At 74.2% G+C, this 18,954-nt stretch carries 11 protein-coding genes; 3 read left to right on the forward strand and 8 right to left on the reverse strand.

The features are described 5' to 3' along the window. Positions 1 to 10: 10 nt before the first annotated feature. The 6 genes from AWQ70_RS14375 to AWQ70_RS14400 are packed head-to-tail and all read right to left on the reverse strand — an operon-like array spanning position 11 to position 9,513. Positions 11 to 1,411 (reverse strand): MFS transporter, encoded by a 1,401-nt coding sequence (locus tag AWQ70_RS14375; RefSeq protein WP_245646956.1) that lies wholly within the window; start codon positions 1,409 to 1,411, stop codon positions 11 to 13. Positions 1,412 to 1,461: 50 nt separating this feature from the next. Next, positions 1,462 to 2,616, reverse strand: coding sequence for a VWA domain-containing protein (locus tag AWQ70_RS14380; RefSeq protein ID WP_067175927.1), 1,155 nt, complete (start codon positions 2,614 to 2,616; stop codon positions 1,462 to 1,464). Positions 2,617 to 2,675: 59 nt separating this feature from the next. Next, positions 2,676 to 5,171: a DUF5682 family protein gene (locus tag AWQ70_RS14385; RefSeq protein ID WP_067175632.1), complete on the reverse strand. Its 2,496-nt coding sequence runs from the start codon at positions 5,169 to 5,171 to the stop codon at positions 2,676 to 2,678. A 12-nt stretch (positions 5,172 to 5,183) separates the two neighbouring features. After that, positions 5,184 to 6,260: an ATP-binding protein gene (locus AWQ70_RS14390; RefSeq protein ID WP_067175635.1), complete on the reverse strand. Its 1,077-nt coding sequence runs from the start codon at positions 6,258 to 6,260 to the stop codon at positions 5,184 to 5,186. Next, complete coding sequence (locus tag AWQ70_RS14395; RefSeq protein WP_067175638.1) at positions 6,257 to 8,026, reverse strand: DUF5691 domain-containing protein; 1,770 nt, start codon at positions 8,024 to 8,026, stop codon at positions 6,257 to 6,259. Before AWQ70_RS14395 ends, AWQ70_RS14390 begins: the two co-directional genes overlap by 4 nt. Continuing rightward, positions 8,023 to 9,513 (reverse strand): SWIM zinc finger family protein, encoded by a 1,491-nt coding sequence (locus AWQ70_RS14400; RefSeq protein WP_084517080.1) that lies wholly within the window; start codon positions 9,511 to 9,513, stop codon positions 8,023 to 8,025. The genes AWQ70_RS14395 and AWQ70_RS14400 overlap by 4 nt, the downstream gene beginning before the upstream one ends. A gap of 175 nt (positions 9,514 to 9,688) precedes the next feature. Here AWQ70_RS14400 and AWQ70_RS14405 point away from each other — a divergent pair, with 175 nt between their 5' ends. After that, entirely contained in the window at positions 9,689 to 12,601 is a 2,913-nt protein-coding gene (locus tag AWQ70_RS14405; RefSeq protein ID WP_067175644.1) for a helix-turn-helix transcriptional regulator, read from the forward strand. Between the two features lie 82 nt (positions 12,602 to 12,683). Next, on the forward strand, positions 12,684 to 14,189 hold the full coding sequence (locus tag AWQ70_RS14410; RefSeq protein WP_067175647.1) for an aldehyde dehydrogenase family protein: 1,506 nt from the start codon (positions 12,684 to 12,686) through the stop codon (positions 14,187 to 14,189). A gap of 57 nt (positions 14,190 to 14,246) precedes the next feature. Here the strand turns inward: AWQ70_RS14410 and AWQ70_RS14415 are convergent, their stop codons facing one another. Next, positions 14,247 to 17,327, reverse strand: coding sequence for an AAA family ATPase (locus AWQ70_RS14415; protein ID WP_067175650.1), 3,081 nt, complete (start codon positions 17,325 to 17,327; stop codon positions 14,247 to 14,249). 13 nt (positions 17,328 to 17,340) lie between these two features. Beyond that, positions 17,341 to 18,009 carry a hypothetical protein gene (locus AWQ70_RS14420; protein WP_157530067.1) on the reverse strand — a complete coding sequence of 223 codons (669 nt, stop codon included), beginning with the start codon at positions 18,007 to 18,009 and terminating at the stop codon, positions 17,341 to 17,343. A 365-nt stretch (positions 18,010 to 18,374) separates the two neighbouring features. On the opposite strand from AWQ70_RS14420, the gene AWQ70_RS14425 reads away from it, so the two are divergent. Next, positions 18,375 to 18,752, forward strand: coding sequence for a carboxymuconolactone decarboxylase family protein (locus AWQ70_RS14425; protein WP_067175656.1), 378 nt, complete (start codon positions 18,375 to 18,377; stop codon positions 18,750 to 18,752). The last annotated feature ends 202 nt before the right edge of the window (positions 18,753 to 18,954 follow it).

Here is an 18,954-nt window from a genome sequence, read left to right on the forward strand (position 1 = left end):
TCCCCCTCCGTTAGGTTTCCATGGTGCCCGGTGCGCGGGAGTGCTCAAAACGTCCGGAGGAGAGCGCGGCGGCGCCGGCCATGAAAGCGAGCAGGCCGAAGCAGACCAGATAGCTGGCCGCCGACCGGTGCGCGGCGGTGGAGATCGCGCCGGTGACCGCGACGGCGACCACGGAGTAGATCGATTCGCCGATGGAGAGCGACGCGCTGTTGGCACCCTTCTCCGCGGGCGGCGACAGCTCCAGGATCAGCACGGACAGGGTCGGATACACCAGCCCGATGCCGAACCCGCCCACACACCAGGCGAGGAACCCGACGATCACCGGCACGTCCGGGAACACCGTCAGCGCCGTCAGCAGGATCGCCGCCGCGATCAGGGAGGTTCCCGTACGCAGGATCACGCGCCGGTCGTGCCGCCCGCGCCCCTGGATCCACGATCCGGTCGACCAGAAGACCGCGCCGCCGGTGAGCGCGAGACCGGCCTGCGTGGGGCTCAGGCCGCGATCGGTGGTGAGCAGGAGCGGCACGAACACCTCGGCCGCGAAGAACGCGCCCGCCGCCAGGCCCCGCAGCGCCACGACGGCCGGGACGCCGCGGGCCGCGCGCAGGGTCCCCTTAGGCAGCAGCCGGGGCAGGGCGACCGCGAGGACGGCCAGCCCGGCGACCAGGAGCGGCACGATCCCGGCCCCGCTGCCGTACTGCATGAGCGCCGCTCCGGTCGCCACGACCACACCCCAGACCAGCTTCTTCGCGAACCCCGGGGACGCGCTCCCGTCGGCCGCTCCGGGGTCCCCCGGCCCGGCGTCGGCCGCTTCCGCTCCCGGCCGGGGGCGGTCCGCGAGCCCCCGCCACAGGAAGACGGCCGCGGGGGCGGCGAGCAGCGGCACCCCGAGGAACACCCAGCGCCAGCCCACGTGCTCGACGACCAGGCCGGTGATGGCCGGGCCGACCAGCGAGGGCACCACCCAGGCCGCCGAGAGCAGGGAGAACACCTTGGGATGCAGCTCCGGCGGATAGACCCGGTCGATCAGCACGTACAACGCGACCGAGAACATGCCGCCGCCGAGCCCCTGCAGGAACCGCCCGGCGATGAAGACGTCCATGCTCTGGGCGGTGCCGGCGACCAGCAGGCCGCCGCCGAAGCCGGCCAGACCGGTCCACAGCGGCGCCAGCGGGCCGCGCGTGTCGCTCCACCTGCCGCCCACCAGGGTCGCGATCACACTGGCGACCAGGCTCGCGTTGAAGGCCAGGCCGTACAGCGACATGCCGTCGAGCCGCTCGGCGACGACGGGCATCGCGGTGGCGACCGCGAGGTACTCGAACGCGATCAGCATGATGATGGCCACCATGCCGATGCCCAGAGCACGATGACGCTGCGAGAACACCGGCGGTGCCGTGATTACCGAATCCACGGCTGGGACGTTACAGACGGCCGTCTTCTGTCCGAAATCGGTCATTGGTCCTAGGCCATATTCCGCTCGATATTGCGTTCCACCCATTGGGAGATGTCGCGGCGCTCGATGGCGGCCGCCATCATGCCGGGGAACGCGTCCGGCGTGCAGGCGAACGCGGGCACCCCCAGCGCCGCGAGCGCCGCCGCGTTGTCGCGGTCGTAGGACGGCGCGCCCTCGTCCGACAGGGCCAGCAGGACGATCACCTGCACGCCGGCGGCCGTCATCGCGGCCACCCGGCGCAGCATCTCCTGGCGGACGCCTCCCTCGTAGAGGTCGCTGATCAGAATGAAGATCGAGTCCGTGGGCCGGGTGATCAGCCCCTGTCCGTAGGCGATCGCCCGGTTGATGTCGGTGCCGCCGCCGAGCTGGGTGCCGAACAGCAGCTCCACCGGGTCGTGCAGCCGGTCCGTCAGGTCGACCACCGCGGTGTCGAACACGACGAGGCTGGTCCGCAGCGACCGCATCGACGCGAGGACCGCGCCGAAGACGCTGGAGTAGACGACCGACGCCGCCATCGACCCGCTCTGGTCGATGCACAGGACCACCTCGCGCTGGACCGCCCGCTGCCTGCGCGCGTACCCCACGAGCCGGGACGGCACGACCGTGTTCCGCTCGGGCAGGTAGTTCTTCAGGTTCGCCCGGATGGTGCGGTCCCAGTCGATGTCGGCCACCCGCCGGGGCCGGTGCGTGCGCGCCGACCGGTCCAGCGCGCCGGTGACCGCCGCCCTGGTCCGCTGCGCGAGCTTGGCCTCCAGCTCGGCGACGACCTTGCGGACCACCGCGCGGGCCGACTCGCGCGCCTTCTCCGGCATGACCCGGCTCAGCGAGAGCAGCGTGCCGACCAGGTGGACGTCGGGCTCGACCGCCTCCAGCATCTCCGGTTCGAGCAGGAGGCGGCTGAGGTCGAGCCGCTCGATCGCGTCCTTCTGCATCACCTGCACGACGGTGGACGGGAAGTAGGCGCGGATGTCCCCCAGCCAGCGGGCCACCCTGGGCGCGGACCCGCCGAGGCCCGCGCCCCGCTCGCCGCGCCCCGCTCCCCCGTCGTACAGCGCGGCCAGTGCCACGTCCATGCCGGCGTCGGCCCCGCCGAGCGCGCAGCCCGTGCCGTCGGCGTCACCTCCGCCGAGGACCAGCCGCCAGCGGCGCGACCGCTCCTCCATCACGCCCTCCCCGGAGCTCCAGGCACGGTCACCGCGCCCTCCCGACGCCTCCACCCCGATCACCACGCCCTCCCGAGGATTTCCAGCACGGTCCGGACCGCGGACGCGGCCTGCTCGTCGTCGGGGGCCGCGCCGTCGCCCGCTCCCCCATGGCCCGCACCCGCGACGCCGTCCGCGGCCGGCGTGCCGGACCTGACCCGCTCGCCGATCGCGCGGCGCTCGGGAGCGGCGAAGGCGCCGAACGTGCGCCGCAGGAGCGGGAGCACGTCCACGAACGCCTCCGGTGACAGCCCGGTCAGCCATCCGTCCACGGCCGCCAGCAGCCGGGGATCGTGGACGAGCAGCAGCCCCCCTCCTGAGAGGAAGCCCTCGATCCACGCGGCGGCGCGCGCCGGCGGATGGCCGGGGGACATCGCCCGGGCCATGCGGACCTGGACGTCGTCCGCCATCCGCCCGTCGAACAGGATCCGCACCAGGCGGCCTTCGATCAGGCCGGGCAGGTCGCTCCGGTTCGCGAGGCCGCGCAGGGTCGAGAGCCAGCGGTCGCCCGGCGCCTCCTGCCCCGCATCCCCCGGCCCGGCGTGGTCGTTCTCGTACGATCCGGGGTGCAGCAGGGCGACCGCGGAATGGACCGCGTCGATCTGGGCGACGAGGTGCCGCGCGGGTTCGTCGTCCAGCCCGGTGACGGCGATCGGCAGCCCGGCGCAGACGCGGGTCAGCAGCGAGTCCACGATCGCGGCCAGTCCCGTGGAGGGCGTGCCGCGGACGTCGCCGTACCGCTGCGCGCGCACCAGCGCGGGAAGCGCCGCCATCAGATGCCCGACGTCACTGTCCAGGGCCGCCCGGTCGCCGATCGCCCGCAGCACGTACGGCAGGGCCTCCGGCAGGTCGGCGAGCAGGCATCGCTCGACCAGGGCGGTCAGGTCGGCGAGCGGCGCCTCCGGGTCGGCGGCCAGCTCGCACACCCGCGTGGTGGCCGCCGCCTCGACGGTGATCCCCCAGACCGCCGCCTCGATCAGGCCGACGTCGAACTCCGGCCGCCACTCCAGGGTCCAGGACTCCTTGAACGTGCCCTTGCCCCTGCTCTCCCGGGGAGTGCCCCACGGGACGCCGATGAGCCCGAGCCGGTGCAGCAGCCTGCTCCGGTCGAGGTCGAGCGTCTTGCGGAGGTCGAGGTCGTGGTCCCTGCCGAGCGCCTCGGGCTTGAGCCTGACCCGCCGCTGCTCCTCCCGCAGGTTCCGCTGCAACGGGACCATCGGGGTCGAGTCGGGCACCCGGCCGAGCCGCTCTCCGAGGACCATCCGGCGCCGCACCAGCTCGGCGGGCAGCTCGTCCCCCTCGCACAGGACGGCCCTGACCGCCTCGCTCACCTCGTTCAGGCCGGCGAGCGGCCGGTCCCGCAGCGTCGCCAGGCCGTGCGCGAGCCTCACGGCCTCGATGACGTGCGCGGACGAGACGTGCAGGTCCTCCTGGCGGAGCACCTCGGCCGCCCGCGCGAGCCACCGCTCCACCGGGCGGTCGGTTGCGGTGAACAGGTGGTGGTACCAGCCCGGGGAGGTGACGCCCGCGCCGTAGCCGCTCCAGGCGGCCAGCCGGCCGTGCGTCCACGGAACCCAGGTCGTCTCGACCCGGACCTTGGGCAGGCCCCTGAGCAGCCGGTCGTCGTCGGCCACCCGGGACGACGCCGTGAGCGCGGGGACGTGCCAGGCGCCGCACACGACCGCGATCTCACGGAAGCCGTCCTTGACCGCCTGCCGGAGCGACCGGCGCATGTACGCCTCGCGGCGCGCCTCGTGCGGGTCGGGCGTGTGCCCCTCGCGGACGGCCGCCATGGCCTCCGCGATCGCTTCGAACACCGCCCCGGGCCCGGCCTCGCCATCCGTGCCGCCCTCGCCCGAACGGTCCGGCCCGTGCACCCCGGGCCCGGCCTCGCCATCCGTGCCGCCCTCGCCCGAACGGTCCGGCCCGTGCGCCCCGGCCCCGGCCGTGCCGCCCTCGCCCGGATGTCCCGTCTCCCGCCCGGGGCCGGCCGGGTCCCCGCTCCGGCGGGCGCCGCGCCGCTCGTCCGGGTGGCCTGACGGGTGATCCGCCGGGTGGTCGAGCCGGTGCTCGACGGCGTCCTCCCACCATCGCTCCGGATCGTCGTACCCGGCCGCCTCGGCCAGCGCGGCGATCGGGTCGACGCGGACGGCCTCCTCGCCCTGGGACGCCTCGCCCTCGGGCGCCGCGCCCGCGCCGATCGCGAGCGAGTGCGCGGCGGGCAGGTCGCAGAACCGCACCTCGGCGCCGGCCTCCACCGCGTAGCGGATCGCCTGCCACTCAGGCGAGAACACCGCGAACGGCCAGAACGCGGCCTTCGCCGGGTCACCCGGCACGTACGCGAGCAGCGCGACGGGCGGCTCCATGCCGGGGTCGGCGGCGAGCGGCAGCAGCGCGTCCGCCTCCGGCGGCCCCTCGATGAGCACGATGTCCGGCTTCAACCGCTCCAGGGCGGAACGCACGGCGCGGGCGGACCCCGGACCGTGGTGCCGGACGCCCAGAATCGTGGTCGTCACCGCGTCACCCGCTCAGCCCGCATCGCGGCAGGCACGGTAGAAGTCACGCCAGTCCTCGCGCTCGCGTACGACGGCCTCCAGGTACTCCCGCCAGACGACCCGGTCGGACACGGGGTCCTGCACGACGGCCCCGACGATCCCCGCCGCCACGTCGGAGGGCCGCAGCACGCCGTCGCCGAAGTGGGCCGCGAGGGCGAGGCCGCTGGTCACGACGGAGATGGCCTCCGCGGTGCTGAGCGTGCCGCTCGGCGACTTGACCTTGGTCCGGCCGTCGGCGGTCACTCCCGAGCGCAGCTCGCGGAACACCGTGACGACCCGGCGGATCTCCTCCAGCCCGGCCGGCGTCTCGGGCAGCTCCAGGGAGCGGCCCAGTTGGGCGACGCGGCGGGAGACGATGTCCACCTCCTCCTCGGCACTCGCGGGCACGGGCAGCACGACGGTGTTGAACCGCCTGCGCAGGGCGCTGGACAGCTCGTTCACCCCGCGGTCCCGGTCGTTGGCGGTCGCGATCAGGTTGAACCCCCTGGCCGCCTGGACCTCCTCGTTCAGCTCGGGGATCGGGAGCGTCTTCTCCGACAGGACGGTGATCAGCGCGTCCTGGACGTCGGACGGCATGCGGGTCAGCTCCTCCACGCGGGCCAGCCGTCCCTCGGCCATCGCCCGCATGACCGGGCTCGGGGTCAGCGCCTGTCTGGACGGGCCCTCCGACAGCAGCCGCGCGTAGTTCCACCCGTAGCGGACGGCCTCCTCGGCGGTGCCCGCCGTGCCCTGCACGAGCAGGGTCGAGTCGCCGCAGATCGCGGCGGCCAGGTGCTCGGAGAGCCAGGTCTTGGCCGTCCCAGGGACGCCGAGCAGCAGCAGCGCCCGGTCGGTGGCCAGGGTGGCGACGGCGACCTCGACGATCCTTCTCGGGCCGATGTACTTGGGCGTGATCACGCCTCCGGGATGGTCGGGGTCGCCGAGCAGGTACGTCGTCACCGCCCACGGCGAGAGCCGCCAGCCGGGCGGCCGCGGCCGGTCGTCCTCCTTGGCCAGGATCGCCAGTTCGTCGGCGTACTGGTCTTCCGCGTGCGGGCGCAGAACCGTCACTTGTCCTCCTCGCCTAGCGGGCCGCCGGTCCCGTCGGGGGCGGCGCCGTGTCCGTCGTCTGTCCGTCTCTTCTCGGGTGTCTCGCCGGACGTCTCGCCTCGCCCGCCGGCGGGCCCGTCCCCGCGCCCGGCGGGGCCGTCCGGGGAAAGCACTCCGGGGCCGCCCGGGGAAAGCCCCGCGAAGCCGCTCGGGGAAGGCCCGGCGGAGCCGTCCGGGGAAGGCGCGGCGGTCCCGTCCGCCGACAGCTCCCTCGCCATGTCGTGGCGGAAGCGGAGCGTGGCGGACACCTCGTGGACCTCGGGGAGGCCGAGGCGCGCCACCTGGTCGTACGCCGAGGCGTCGAACCGCTCCCCGGCGAGCCGCGCCAGTTCACCGGCGTTCCACGGTTGTGCCGTCGCGACGCTCGCGATCTTCTCCAGCACGGCCTTGGCCAGCGGCACGCCCCAGGGCCGGGGTATGCCGCCCAACATCATGATCATCTGGCCGTCCACCGGATGCCTGCGGACGAAGTCCGCCGCCTTCTGCGACTGCTCCGCCGGAGGCAGGATCGCGAGCAGGTCGGTCAGCGGCTCCACCTCGACCAGCGCCCGCGCCCAGATCCCGTCGCGCTGGAGGATCGCCGCGCGGGTCCAGCCCATGCGGACCTCCCGCGCCCAGTCGCCGACCTCCATGGTCGTGATCTCCTCCGGGGTGAGCCCGAGGTGCCCGGTCCAGAAGGACAGCGGCGTGTGCGCGACGACCTGCTGCAGCCACCAGCCGCGTTGCCCGGTCCCGGCGGGCGGCCGGGCCCGGACCCCGTCGCGTTCCATACGGCTGTCGCACGCCTTCGGCGGCTCGGCGCGCAGCCGGTCGCCGTCCCGCGTGAGCAGCCGTGCCGCGCGCTCGGCCATCCGCGTCCCGAGTCGCGACTCCGGAAGGCGGGTGAGCAGGTCGGCGGCGGCCTGCCGCACCTCGCGGCGGCGGTCGTCGAGCGCGGCCTCCAGGAACGGCTCGTCGGCCATGGTCAGCCCCTCGGCGAGGATCCGCGTGAACGCCGCGCGGTCTTCGGGGGTCTCCCTGTCCCACCCTGCCGCGAGCAGCTCCCTGGCCGCCTCCGGGTCGGAGGCGCGCAGCGCGGCGAGGTGGTCCCGGCGGTCACCGCTGGTGCCGAACTCCCACACGCCGTCGGATCCGGCGGCCCCGCCGGTCGGCTCGTCCCGGAGGTAGGACCAGGCGGGGTTGAGCCGGGCGAGCCACCGCCCGCGCGCCCCGGTGAGCACGCCCAGGTGAGCCCGGATCGACTGGTCCCTGGCCCCCAGGTCGAGGAGCCTTGGGACGAGGCGCGCCGGAACCCGCGCGCCCCCGGCGGCCGCGATCTCCAGCCACTCCGGCAGCAGGCGTCCCTGTTCCCCGGCGAGGATCCGGTCCAGCCGGTCGGCCGCGGCGCGGCCCACCAGGGGCCGGGGCTCCGGCGAGGCGGGGGGCAGCGACCGGCCCCTATGCGGTCGCTGTCCCGCCCGCGCCCGGATCACCTGTACGGCCGCCTGCTCCAGGAGATCGACCGGAGGCGCGACCGGTGCCTCTCCCGGCCCGTCAGGCAGCGATCCGCCCGGTACGGGCCTCCTGTCCGTGCCGACCAGCGCCGCGGACACGAGGTCCTCCCACGCCGCCGTCTCGGGGATCGGGCGCCCGGAACCCCGGCCGGGAGCCTCGCGGGCCTGATCCACCGGCCCACGCGTCAGGTCGCCCGGGGCGGCGGAGCCGCCGTCGTGACGTGTCGCGGTCACAGCAGCACCACCTGGCCTTCCTCATCCCATGTCGTCAACGGCCGCAGCCCCCGGGGCGTCCACTCGCAGGCGACGGTGACCGGGTGGCCGCCCGACACCGCGAGCAGCCGCCACGGTGTGCCGGCCGACGGATCGAGCCGCATCCCGCTCACCTCGGCGCCCCCATGCCGACCGGCCGCCGGGCCGGAAGGCTCCGCGCCGAGGGCGGCCGCCGCCGCGCCCTGAGCCGAGACCGCCGCGTCCCCGGCCGAGACCACCCCGTCCCGAGCCGCCGCGGGGTCGGCGAGGAGCCAGCCGCCGCCGTCCGCCGGCACCACTCCGGTCAGGACGACCGGCCACGACTCCGTCCAGGGGTCCTCGGCCAGCACGCCGGCCAGGAGGCCGGACGCCTCGGCCGCGCTCACCCCGAGCGGCGGCCCCGAGGGGGCCGATCCGTGCCGCCGGACCACCAGCGCCCGCAGCGGCGCAGCCCCCGGATAGAACGCGAGGTCGGCGTCGACCGCGGTCCCGCTGACCAGGGAGGCGTCGAGCGCCTGCCCCACCGGCGCGAACGACAGCACGAGCGCCGCCCTGCCGGTCTCCCGGCCGCGCAGCCAGACGCGGCGGGCGATCAGCCGGTCCTGCTCCTCGTCCCGGCTGCCGATCACGTCCCACCGGTCCCGTACGGCGGGCGACGCGAGCACGTCCTCCCTCGCCGCGGGGAACCCGATCCGGGCGCGGACCGCCTCGCGGAGAGCGGGCGGCAGCCCGGCCGCGCGGCGGTGCGCGACGGCGAGCAGGTGGACCAGCGCGTACTCCCCGAGGAGACGGCCCGGCCAGTCGTCGTCGCGCAGCACGTCGGGCAGCCGGGTGAACGTCCCCGCCACCCCGGGCGCCTGCGCGTCGACCATGCGCTTGGCGAGGGAGTCCCACTCGCCGGGGCCGGTGCGCCGGGCGTCGGCGACGCCCTGCGCGATCTGGTCGGCCAGCCATCTCTCCAGCTCGGACAGCCCCGCCGTGACCCGCTGCTCCCGCTGCAGGGCGCGCCGGTCGGGCGTGCCCCCGGTGCGCGGCCCCGGGGTCGGGGAAGCCCCGGCCTCTCCCGTATCCCCCTGGGCGGCCTCGGCGGCCGCCCTCTCCTGTGCGGCGGCGAGCCGGGACGCCTGCTTCCCCACGCGTTCCCTGCGCTGGTCCATCCACTCGGCGGCCCAGTCGGCGGGCTCGTCCGCGGCCGGCACCCCGTCGGCCGACCAGAGCAGGAGCAGGCCCAGGGAGTGCTTGCAGGGGAACTTCCTGCTCGGGCAACTGCACCGGTACGCCGGCTCGGACAGGTCGACGCAGGCGCGGTACGGCTTGGACCCGCTTCCTTTGCACTCACCCCACAACACCTCGGGCGTCACCCCGAGGACGGACCACTTCGCGGGCGAGCTCACGCCCGCGGCGGCCTTCTGCGACGCCGCGTCGGGTGCCAGTGCCAACACCTGATCGCGACTCCAGCGTTCGATCACGCGCCGCACAGTAGCCAGCCCCGCCGACAAAACCGGGAGGCCGCGTCCCGCCGCCCCGAAACCGCAGGTCAGACCGGCTGTCTGTACGGCGGGGCCGCCCGCGCGACAGGCCCCGGCCGGCACGGAGCGTCGCCGGCCCGGGGGCCGATTCCGCCCGGCGTGGCATACTCACGCCGTGACTCCGCGAACCGCGCGAACCGCGCTCATCGGGCGCTCGGGCGAGCTCGGCCGACTGCTGGGCGTGCTCGACGCGTCCGAGGGCGGGCTGGCCGGGGTCGCGCTGGTGGGCGGCGACGCGGGGATCGGCAAGACGCGTCTCGTCAACGAGGTCAGGGACCTGGCCGAGGAGCGCGGGTTCACCGTGCTCACCGGGCAGTGCGCGGAGCTCGGCGACACCCTGCCGTACCTGCCGCTCGTGGACGCGCTGCGCGGGCTGGCGGACCCGGACGTGTCCGGCGGCGACGCGCTCGCCGCCTGGCCCGCGCTGCGGCGGCTGCTTCCCGGCGCCGACCCCGACGCGGCGGGGGCGATGACGGGCGCGCTCGCCCAGCAGCAGCTCTTCGGCTCGGTGCTCGGCCTCCTGGCGTGCCTCGCCGAGCGCCGCCCGGTGCTGGTGGTGGTCGAGGACCTGCACTGGGCCGACCGCTCGACCCGCGACCTGCTGGTCTTCCTCACCCGGATGCTGCAGCGCGAGCGGGTCGCCCTGATCGGCACCTACCGGACCGACGACCTGCACCGCAGGCACCCCCTGCGCCCGGTCCTCGCCGAGCTGCAGCGCCTGCCGCTGGTCGGCACGGTCGAGCTGCCCCCGCTCGGGGACGACGACCTGGCCCGCCATCTCGCCGGCGTCGACGCGGCCTCCCCCCAGCCGGGAGGCGTGACGGACGACGTGATCGGCCGGGTCGTCGAGAGGGCCGGCGGCAACCCCTTCTTCGCCGAGGAGCTGCTCACCGCCGCCGCGACCCGCGGCGGCGTGCCGGGCGGCCTGTCCGACCTGCTGCTCTCGCGGGTGGAGGCGCTGTCCGACCAGGCGCGCCACGTCCTGCGGGTGGCGGCGGTGGCGGGCCACAGCGTCGACCACGACATGCTCGCGGACGCCGCCGGGCTCGGGGAGGTCGCGCTCGACGACGCGCTGCGCGAGATCGTCTCGCGCGGGCTGCTGACCGCGGGCCGGTACGGCTACGCGTTCAGGCACGCGCTGCTCCAGGAGGCCGTGTACGACGACCTGCTCCCCGGCGAGCGGACCCGGCTGCACGGCGCCTTCGCCCGGATGCTCGCCGCGCGCGGCGCGCCGGCCGCCGAGCTGGCCCACCACTATCAGGCGGGGCACGACCTGCCCGGCGCGCTGCGCGCCTCGGTCGAGGCGGGCCGGATCGCGGCGGGTCTCGGTGCGCCCGCCGAGGCGCACCGGCACTTCGACCGGGTGCTGGAGCTCTGGGAGCACGTGCCCGACGCCGAGCGGGTCACCGGCACGACCGCCGTCCGCGTCACCTTCTCCAGCGCCGCTGCGGCCGCGGACGCCGGGGAGTACCGCCGGGCCATCGCCCGGATCCGGCGGCTGCTCCCGACGCTCGACGACCCGCTGCTGGTCTCCGAGGCCAACGAGCGGCTCGCCTACTATCTGAGCGACTCCGATCTCGGGGCCGGCATGGTGGAGGCGGCCCGCGCGGCCGTGGACGCGCTGCCTCCGGACGAGCCGACCCCCTTGCTCGCCCGCGCGCTCGCGACGTACGCCCGGACCATGTTCGCCGCGTCCGGCGCCACCGTGCGCGAGCTGGCGACGCGGGCGCTCGACGTCTCCCGGACGGTCGGGGCGCGCGACGCCGAGGTCAGCGCGCTGATCTCGCTGGCGATCGTGGAGGAGGCGACGGGCACGATCGAGCGGGTGGTGGAACTGCTCGACCTGGCCGCCGCGACGGGGTCGGACGACCTGTCGATCCACCTGCGCGCCACCTTCCACACGGCCCGGGTGCACTACGAGCACGGCGAGCTCGAGGCCGCCGCGCGGCTGGCGGGCGCGGGCATCGAGCTGGCCGCCCGCAGCGGCCTAACCTGGAGCACGTACGGCACGGACCTGCGTTTCCTCAGCTTCCTCATCCAGTACGCGGCGGGCGACTGGGACGCGGCCGAGCGGATCGCGGCGGGGTTCGGCGTGCGCGTCGGCACGCTCGCCGCGGCGCACCTGTCCTCGTTCGCGCTCTTCGTCGAGGTCGGGCGGGGCGACGACGCGGCCGACGAGCGGCTGTCGTGGCTGCGGCCGTTCTGGCGGCCGGACGAGCGCGGCGGCGCGGGCGATCCGCTGGTGGTCTACATGGCGGGCGGGCTCGCCGCCGAGCAGGCGCTCTGGCGCGGCGATCCGGAGACGGCGCTGCGCCACGTGACGGCGGTGACGGACACGCTCGACGCCTTCGACCCGGGGCTGCTCCGGATCTGCGCGACCGGCCTGTGGGCGCTGGCGGAGGGCGCTGCGCCGGGCGACGCGCGCGAGCGCGCCGACGACATGATCGAGCGGGCGCGGTGGGCCGCCGCGAACGGCCCGTACGGCCCGCGCGCGGAGCTGGGTCCGGAGGGCGTCGCCTGGCTGATGCGGGCCGAGGCCGAGTGGCACCGGGTCCGGGGGACGGCGGAGCCGGAGGCGTGGCGGAGGGCCGCGGACGCCTTCGGGTTCGGCTTCGTGTACGAGGAGGCGCGGTCCCGTTGGCGGCTCGCCGAGTCCCTGCTCGCGGTGGGCGAGCGCGAGGCCGCGCGGGCCGAGTGGACCCGGGCCGTCGAGACGGCCGACCGGCTCGGCGCCGCTCCGCTGCGGGCGGCGCTGGAGGCGCTGGGCGCGCGCGCCCGGTTCACCGAGCCGTCGCGGCCGGCCGCCGCCCCCGAGAACGGCGGTCTCGACGCGTTGACGGTCCGCGAGCGCGAGGTGCTCGGGCACGTGGCGGCGGGCCTGCCCAACCGCGAGATCGGCAGGCTGCTGTACATCTCGCAGAAGACCGTGAGCGTGCACGTCTCCAACATCCTGGCCAAGCTCGGCGTGGCCAGCCGTACGCAGGCGGCGGCGATCGCGCACCGGCACGGCGTGTCCGCCGACGGCTGATCCGCCGCGCCGCCGTCCGCGACTTCACCGCGTCGCGCCCGCTTGTAAGAATGCGACGGTAGCCCGAAAGAGGAGGTCAACGGTGACCCACCAGATCACTTCCGTCATCGGTGGAGAGAACGAGCCCACAGGCTCCCCCTACACGTCCACGAACCCGGCGCGGCCCTCCGAGGTCGTCGCCACCGTCCCGCTCTCCGACGCGGCGACGTTCGCCCGGGCCTGCCGTACGGCGGCCGCCGCACAGAAGGAATGGGCCCGCGTGCCGGCCCCGGTGCGCGGGCGGGTGATCGCCTCGGTCGGCCGACTGGTCGAGGCGAACACCGAGGCCCTGGCCCGGCTGGTGACCGAGGAGATCGGCAAGCCGTACGCCGAGGCGCTGGGCGAGGTCCGCGAGATCGTGGACACCTGCGACTTCTTCCTCGGCGAGGGGCGCCGCCTGTACGGCCAGACGGTGCCGTCGGAGATGCCGGACAAGAACCTGTTCACCTTCCGGGTCCCGGTGGGCGTGGCGGCGGTGATCACCGCCGGCAACTTCCCGGTGGCCGTCCCCTCGTGGTACCTCGTGCCCGCCCTGCTGTGCGGGAACGCCGTGGTGTGGAAGCCCGCCGAGTACGCCGCGGCGTCCGCGCACGCGCTGTACCGGCTGTTCGCCGCCGCCGGCCTGCCGGACGGCGTGCTGAACGTGGTGTTCGCGGACGGGGAGCAGACCTACGAGGGGCTGGACCTCGCGCTGTCCGAGGGCACGGTGCAGAAGGTCGGCTTCACCGGGTCGAGCGCGGTCGGGCGCAGCGTCGGCGAGCTGTGCGGGCGGCACCTGCAGTCGCCCTGCCTGGAGCTCGGCGGCAAGAACCCGATGGTCGTCATGCCGGACGCCGATCTCGACCTCGCGGTGGAGGGCGCGCTGTTCTCCGGCTTCGGCACGGCCGGGCAGCGCTGCACGTCCCTCGGCACGGTCATCGTGCACCGCGACGTCCACGACGCGTTCGTCCGCGCGTACGTCCAGGCCGTGCAGGCGGCGAAGATCGGCGACCCGAACGGCGACGTGCTCTACGGCCCGCTGCTCGACGGGAAGTTCGCCGAGCGGTACGAGGAGTACCTGACCTGGATCGAGCCGCACCACACGGTGCTGCCCGGGCCGACGGGGCGCATGGAGGGCGAGGGCCTCTACTACCACCCGGTGATCGTGGACGGCCTCCGCCCGGACGATCGGCTCTTCCTGGAGGAGACCTTCGGCCCGATCGTCGGAGTGACCGCGTTCGACACGCTCGACGAGGCGATCGAGCTGGCCAACCGGCCCGGCTACGGGTTGTCGTCGTCGATCTACACCACCGACCCGAAGGCCGCGTTCCGGTTCCGCGCGGGCGTCTCGGCCGGGATGGTCAGCGTCAACAACTCGACCTCCGGCGCGGAGGCGCACCTGCCGTTCGGGGGGAACGGCAAGTCGGGCAACGGCAGCCGGCAGAGCGGCGTCTGGGTCCTCGACCAGTTCACCCGTTGGCAGGCGATGAACTGGGACTACTCCGGCCGCCTGCAGAAGGCGCAGATGGACGTCGCCGACATCACGCCCGACCTGGGCTTCCGCCTCTGACAGTGCGCGGCCCCGGGCTCCGATCCGGAGTCCCGGGGCCGGAGAAGGGCGGCGGGGTCAGGGCGTGCCGTCGGGGCCGCGGCGGCCGTCGTACCCGAGCAGCCGCATCGCGACCTCGGGATCCATGGCCGCGGCGAGGAGCTGGGCGCGCTCGGCCGCCCGGTCCCTGGCCTCCTCCGCGCGCCTGCGGCCCGCCTGCTGGGCGCGCACCACCGCGGCGGCGGCCACGATCAGGCCGACCACGCCGAGGAGCGCGAGGAGCAGGATCAGGGCGGTTCCCGGCGGGACGCCGTCGGCGGCCTCCTCCGTCGCCCCGGGGACGCCGCCCTGGAGGAAGGCCACGCCGAGCAGGGAGATCACGACGAGCGCGATGACGCCGCCGATGAGGGCCCAGAGCAGGCCGGGCGTCCCGCCGCGCCGGGGTGCGCGCCCCTGCGCGGCGCCCGCGCCCGGCTGGAGGAGGGCGGGGCCGTTGCGGTACGCCGCCACGTCGCCGTACCCGTAACCGTCGCCGTACGGGTGACCGTTGCCGTTGCCCTTGATGTTGCCGTTCGCCGCCGGCAGCGAGACCGGGACCACGGCCGGCACGTCCGGCGCCGCCCCCGGAGGCTCGTACGGATGTCCCGCCCACGGGGGTGCGAAGCTCGGCGACCCGGACGGCCCGGGCACGCCCGAGGTGCCGGAGGGGTCCGGCTCCATCGGGCGGGGAGCCGCGACGACGGCCGACGGCTCCAGTTCGAGCACCCGCCCCGGCGACGGCAGGTCGATGTGGACGGCGCTGTGGCCCCGGTGGGCCTCCGCGGCGGCCACGTGGTAGGCCTCGATCTCCTCGAGGAACGCGTCGGACGCGTAGACGGTGCCGTCCACGAGGGGCCCGCGGGTCCGCTCGATGACCGCGACCACGTCGTCGCCGTTCAGCGTCTTGTGGTGCTCCAGGGCGTGCGCGACGCTCAGCACCTCACGCCGGTTCTCCTCCAGCAGCGCGGCGGTCCGCTCCAGGAGCCGGCTGAGGTTGAACTCGATCCGCTCCGGCAGCATGTCGGGCGCGAGGTCGTTCCCTCCCGGCCCCGGGGTGCCGGTGAAGCCGATGCCGCCGCCCCGGCCCCGCGGCCCCTGCGCGCGGCCCTCGCGGATGCCGAGGTCCTGCAGCGCGGGCAGCGACGCCACGCCGACGCCCATGCCCCAGTGCGCCTCCATCATCCCGGTCAGCAGCGTGGCCGACTGGAGGTCGCCGGAGACGCCGGAGGAGTTGTCCTCGCCGAAGAACATCCGCTCGCCCGCGAGCGACGCGAGGGACACCATGATGTCCGCCTCGTACTCGGACTTCCAGCGGGTGAACTGATCCTCCGGCTTGATGCTGGAGACCATGCCGAGGTAGTCGGCGCCCTTCTCGATCGTCGCGAGGTCGATCTCCAGGTGGTGCCGGGTCCGGTAGGCGACGACGGCGTGGCACGCCTCGTGCACGGCCACCGCGTGCCGTTCCCGTTCGATGTACTCGACGTCCTCCGGCGGGCCGAGCTGCTTGAGCCGCTTGGCCCGCATCACGTCGGCCCAGGTGATGACGTCCCTGCCGTCCCTGATCGCGGTGATCAGCGACTCGTTGACCAGGTCCTTGATCGTAGCCCCGGTCGCGTACGGCGTGATCGTGGCCAGCTTGTCGATCTGCTCGTCGGTCAGCTCGTGCCGGACCTTGCCGAAGTAGCCCTGGTAGGTGCGGATCCGGCCGTCCTTGGACGGGTAGCCGACCTTGTAGATGCGGTCGATGCGTCCGGGGCGCAGCAGCGCCTCGTCCAGCGCCTCCGGCAGGTTGGTCGCCATCATGATCAGGATGCGGTACTTCGGCGGCGGCTTGGGCCGCATCCCGAGGAGCCGCCGCACGTACCGGTTGACGAACCCGCGCGGCTTCTTCAGGCCGGAGATCTCGGTGAGCAGGGCCTGCAACGTGCCCATGCCGCCACCGCCGCCGCCCATGCCCGCGCCGTACACGAGGCGGCTGACGAACGCGCCGGTCCTGGAGACGGGCGCCGTGCCGTCCTCGCGTCCCCGCCCGAGCGCGCCGCGGCCGAGCAGCCACCGGGTCTCCTGGTCGAGGTAGGCGAAGCCGTTGCATCCGGCGTGCTCGAACGGCGCGGGGGCGGCCCGGCCCCACCCGCCGCCGGGGCCGCCCTGCGCGAGCGCGCCGCGGTTGCCGAGGGAGTCGGCCTCGTCGAAGAAGACGATGACGCCGCCGTAGCGGAGCGCGAGCTTGCGCAGCTTGCGGAACAGCGACTTGACCTTCAGCACGCCGACGCCGAAGAACATGTTGATGAACGCGCCGGGGTCCACGAAGACGTACGGCTTGCCGGTCGAGCCGGCGACGGCCTCGGCCATGAGGGTCTTGCCGGTGCCGGGAGGGCCCCACAGCAGGATGCCGCTCGGCACGTAGCCGCCCCTGGCCTCGATCTCGTCGGGCCGTTCGAGGAAGACGATGTTCTCCTTGACCCGCTCGACCACGTGGTCCTGGCCCCACACGTCGGAGAACCGCGTCTTGATGTCGTCGGGGAAGTAGACGTCGACGCCGCCGCGCGACAGGAACCAGAAGATCGCGGCGAACTGGCCGACGGCGAGCAGCATGTAGAGCAGGACCTGCAGGACCGTCGGGAGATATCCGATCGCCTGGGCGGGGGCCTGGATCAGCGCCTCGACGGGCGAGACGTCCCCCAGTTTGCCCAGCACGACGGCGACGACCGCGATCCAGATCGCCCATTTCAGGGCGCGGGCCAGCCGGTAGCGGGTCCAGTCGCCGAAGCGGCGCCTGGTCCACCGGTTCCACCCGCCGAACACCTTCGCCGTCCAGAACCGGTGGTACGCCGCGGACCGCTCGCTGATCAGGAAGTGGAGCTGCCTGACCAGTTCGAGCCCGGCCAGCCACAGGATCCAGGCGGACTCGCGGGCGGTGACGGCGATCGCCTCCGGGATCGTGATGATCCCGCGGAAGGCGCCCACGGTGTTCAGTACGAGGAACCCGAACAGGAACGCCAGCAGCAGCAGGAACTTCACCCGGTCCCACAGCGGGAGCCGTTTCCTGGTCAGCGGGTCGCGGTCGACGGGGCCGGATCCGGGTTCGCGCAGCCCCTCGGGCCGGTGTGCCGTGTTCATCTGAGGGGCTCCTTCACGAGGTGGCGCGCTTGACTTTGAACGACCGCGCGACCAGGTCGATCTCCGCGGCCCGCTGCCGGTAGCAGGCGGCCGTGCAGCGGATCAGCAGCGTGGACACGTGGGCGCCGTCGGCGGACAGGTAGGCCGTCTCGTCGAACGTCTGGACCGGACCGCCGAGCAGCCGGTAGTTGAAGACCGTCCGTATCCCGCGCACGCCGTCCTGTACCGGAAGCACCTGGTCGCTGAGCACCTCGAAGCCCTTGAACGGCGAGGCCGCCGACGATTCGAGCTGCCGCCGCGTCTCCTCGTTCACCGCGACGGGGAGCCCGGACGAGTTGCGCAGCGTGTTGAGGGACACCTCGTCGCGCTGGGCCGGGGTGAGGGTCTGGACCTTCGCCATCACGAACGGCCGGTCCTCGGCGACGGAGCCGGGGACCAGGAGGTGGTCGGCGGACGGGGTGGCGTGGGCGTCGAACCCGACCGTCCAGGTGAGCTGTTTCTGCGTGCGCGCGCTCGCCGACTCCGGGTCGCCGAAGACCTTGCCGTCGAGCGAGCCCTGGTCGACCTTGTGCCACGCCGCCGGCACCTTGAAGTAGGTCGCCCCGGCCTCGTCTCGCACGTACGTGAATCCGCCGCCCCCGCAGCCCGACAGTCCCGCGACGAGTGCGGAGGCTGTCGTCAACGCCACCGTTCCGGACCAAGCCCGCGATCTCTCCACCAGGGCCCCAACCTCCGCTTTGCGGGTGTACGAGGTAGTAGTGCCCGTTTTCCGATAGTCCATCTCGCGATCGGGCGCACCCGTCCGCGAAAAATTGCCCAAATCTTTCCCTTAATGTGGCTTCGCCTGTTATCGGCAGCCATGACGGAAAGGCGTGACTCGATCATGTAATGCCCGATGACTGATCGCGTGAGATAGTGCTGTCCATCGGAGAGCCCGGCGAAAGACGACCTATCGCCAGCGCCCGAAGTGGCCAAGGATAGGAGGGTCGGGGGTGCCGCCCGCCGGACTCGCCGCAGACGCACAGCCGACGGACTTGGAGCACTTCGATGAGCGACAGCGTGGACGACCTTGACCGTTGGGCTCGCGGACTGGAGATCATGAAGCGCGTGAACGGGTGGGACCAGCCCGGCGACGGGACGGGCGACTTCTTCGGCCTGACGGTGGAGCACCTGTTCGCCGAGATCTGGGCCCGTGACGTGCTGTCGGTCAGGGACCGGCGGCTGCTGCTGATCGGGCTGCTCGTCGGCGAGGGCCTCGACGACGCCCTGCGTGTCCAGCTCGACACCGCGCTGCGCACCGGGGAGCTGACCCCGGAGGAGCTGCGCGAGGTCGTCGTCTTCCTGACCCACTACGCCGGGTGGCCGCGCGGCACCCGGCTCAACAAGCAGGTCGAGGAGCTGATCGCCCGGGTGACCGGCGACTGACCTCCCGGCCGGCCCGGACGCCCGAGCCGCCCGGGCCGCTCAACCGGCCCGGACGGCTTGTGCGGCGCTCCGGGACGGTTCGCCCGCGTCTCCGTTTCCATTTCGAAAACCACCGGATACGACGGTTTCCGCATTTATGCGGCCCGCCGAATGCTTTTCTCCCGGCGACACACCCCGGCGGCACCTCCTTGACTGAAAAGCA

The sequence above is a fragment of the Microtetraspora niveoalba genome, from assembly GCF_001570405.1.
In the GTDB taxonomy this organism is placed as follows: domain Bacteria; phylum Actinomycetota; class Actinomycetes; order Streptosporangiales; family Streptosporangiaceae; genus Microtetraspora; species Microtetraspora niveoalba.

Bases quoted from the DNA above. Each gene is read 5' to 3' on its own strand.
- AWQ70_RS14380 (WP_067175927.1), bottom strand. From the start codon at position 2,616: ATGGAGGAGCGGTCGCGCCGCTGGCGGCTGGTCCTCGGCGGAGGTGAC.
- AWQ70_RS14415 (WP_067175650.1), bottom strand. From the start codon at position 17,327: ATGAACACGGCACACCGGCCCGAGGGGCTGCGCGAACCCGGATCCGGC.
- AWQ70_RS14425 (WP_067175656.1), top strand. From the start codon at position 18,375: ATGAGCGACAGCGTGGACGACCTTGACCGTTGGGCTCGCGGACTGGAG.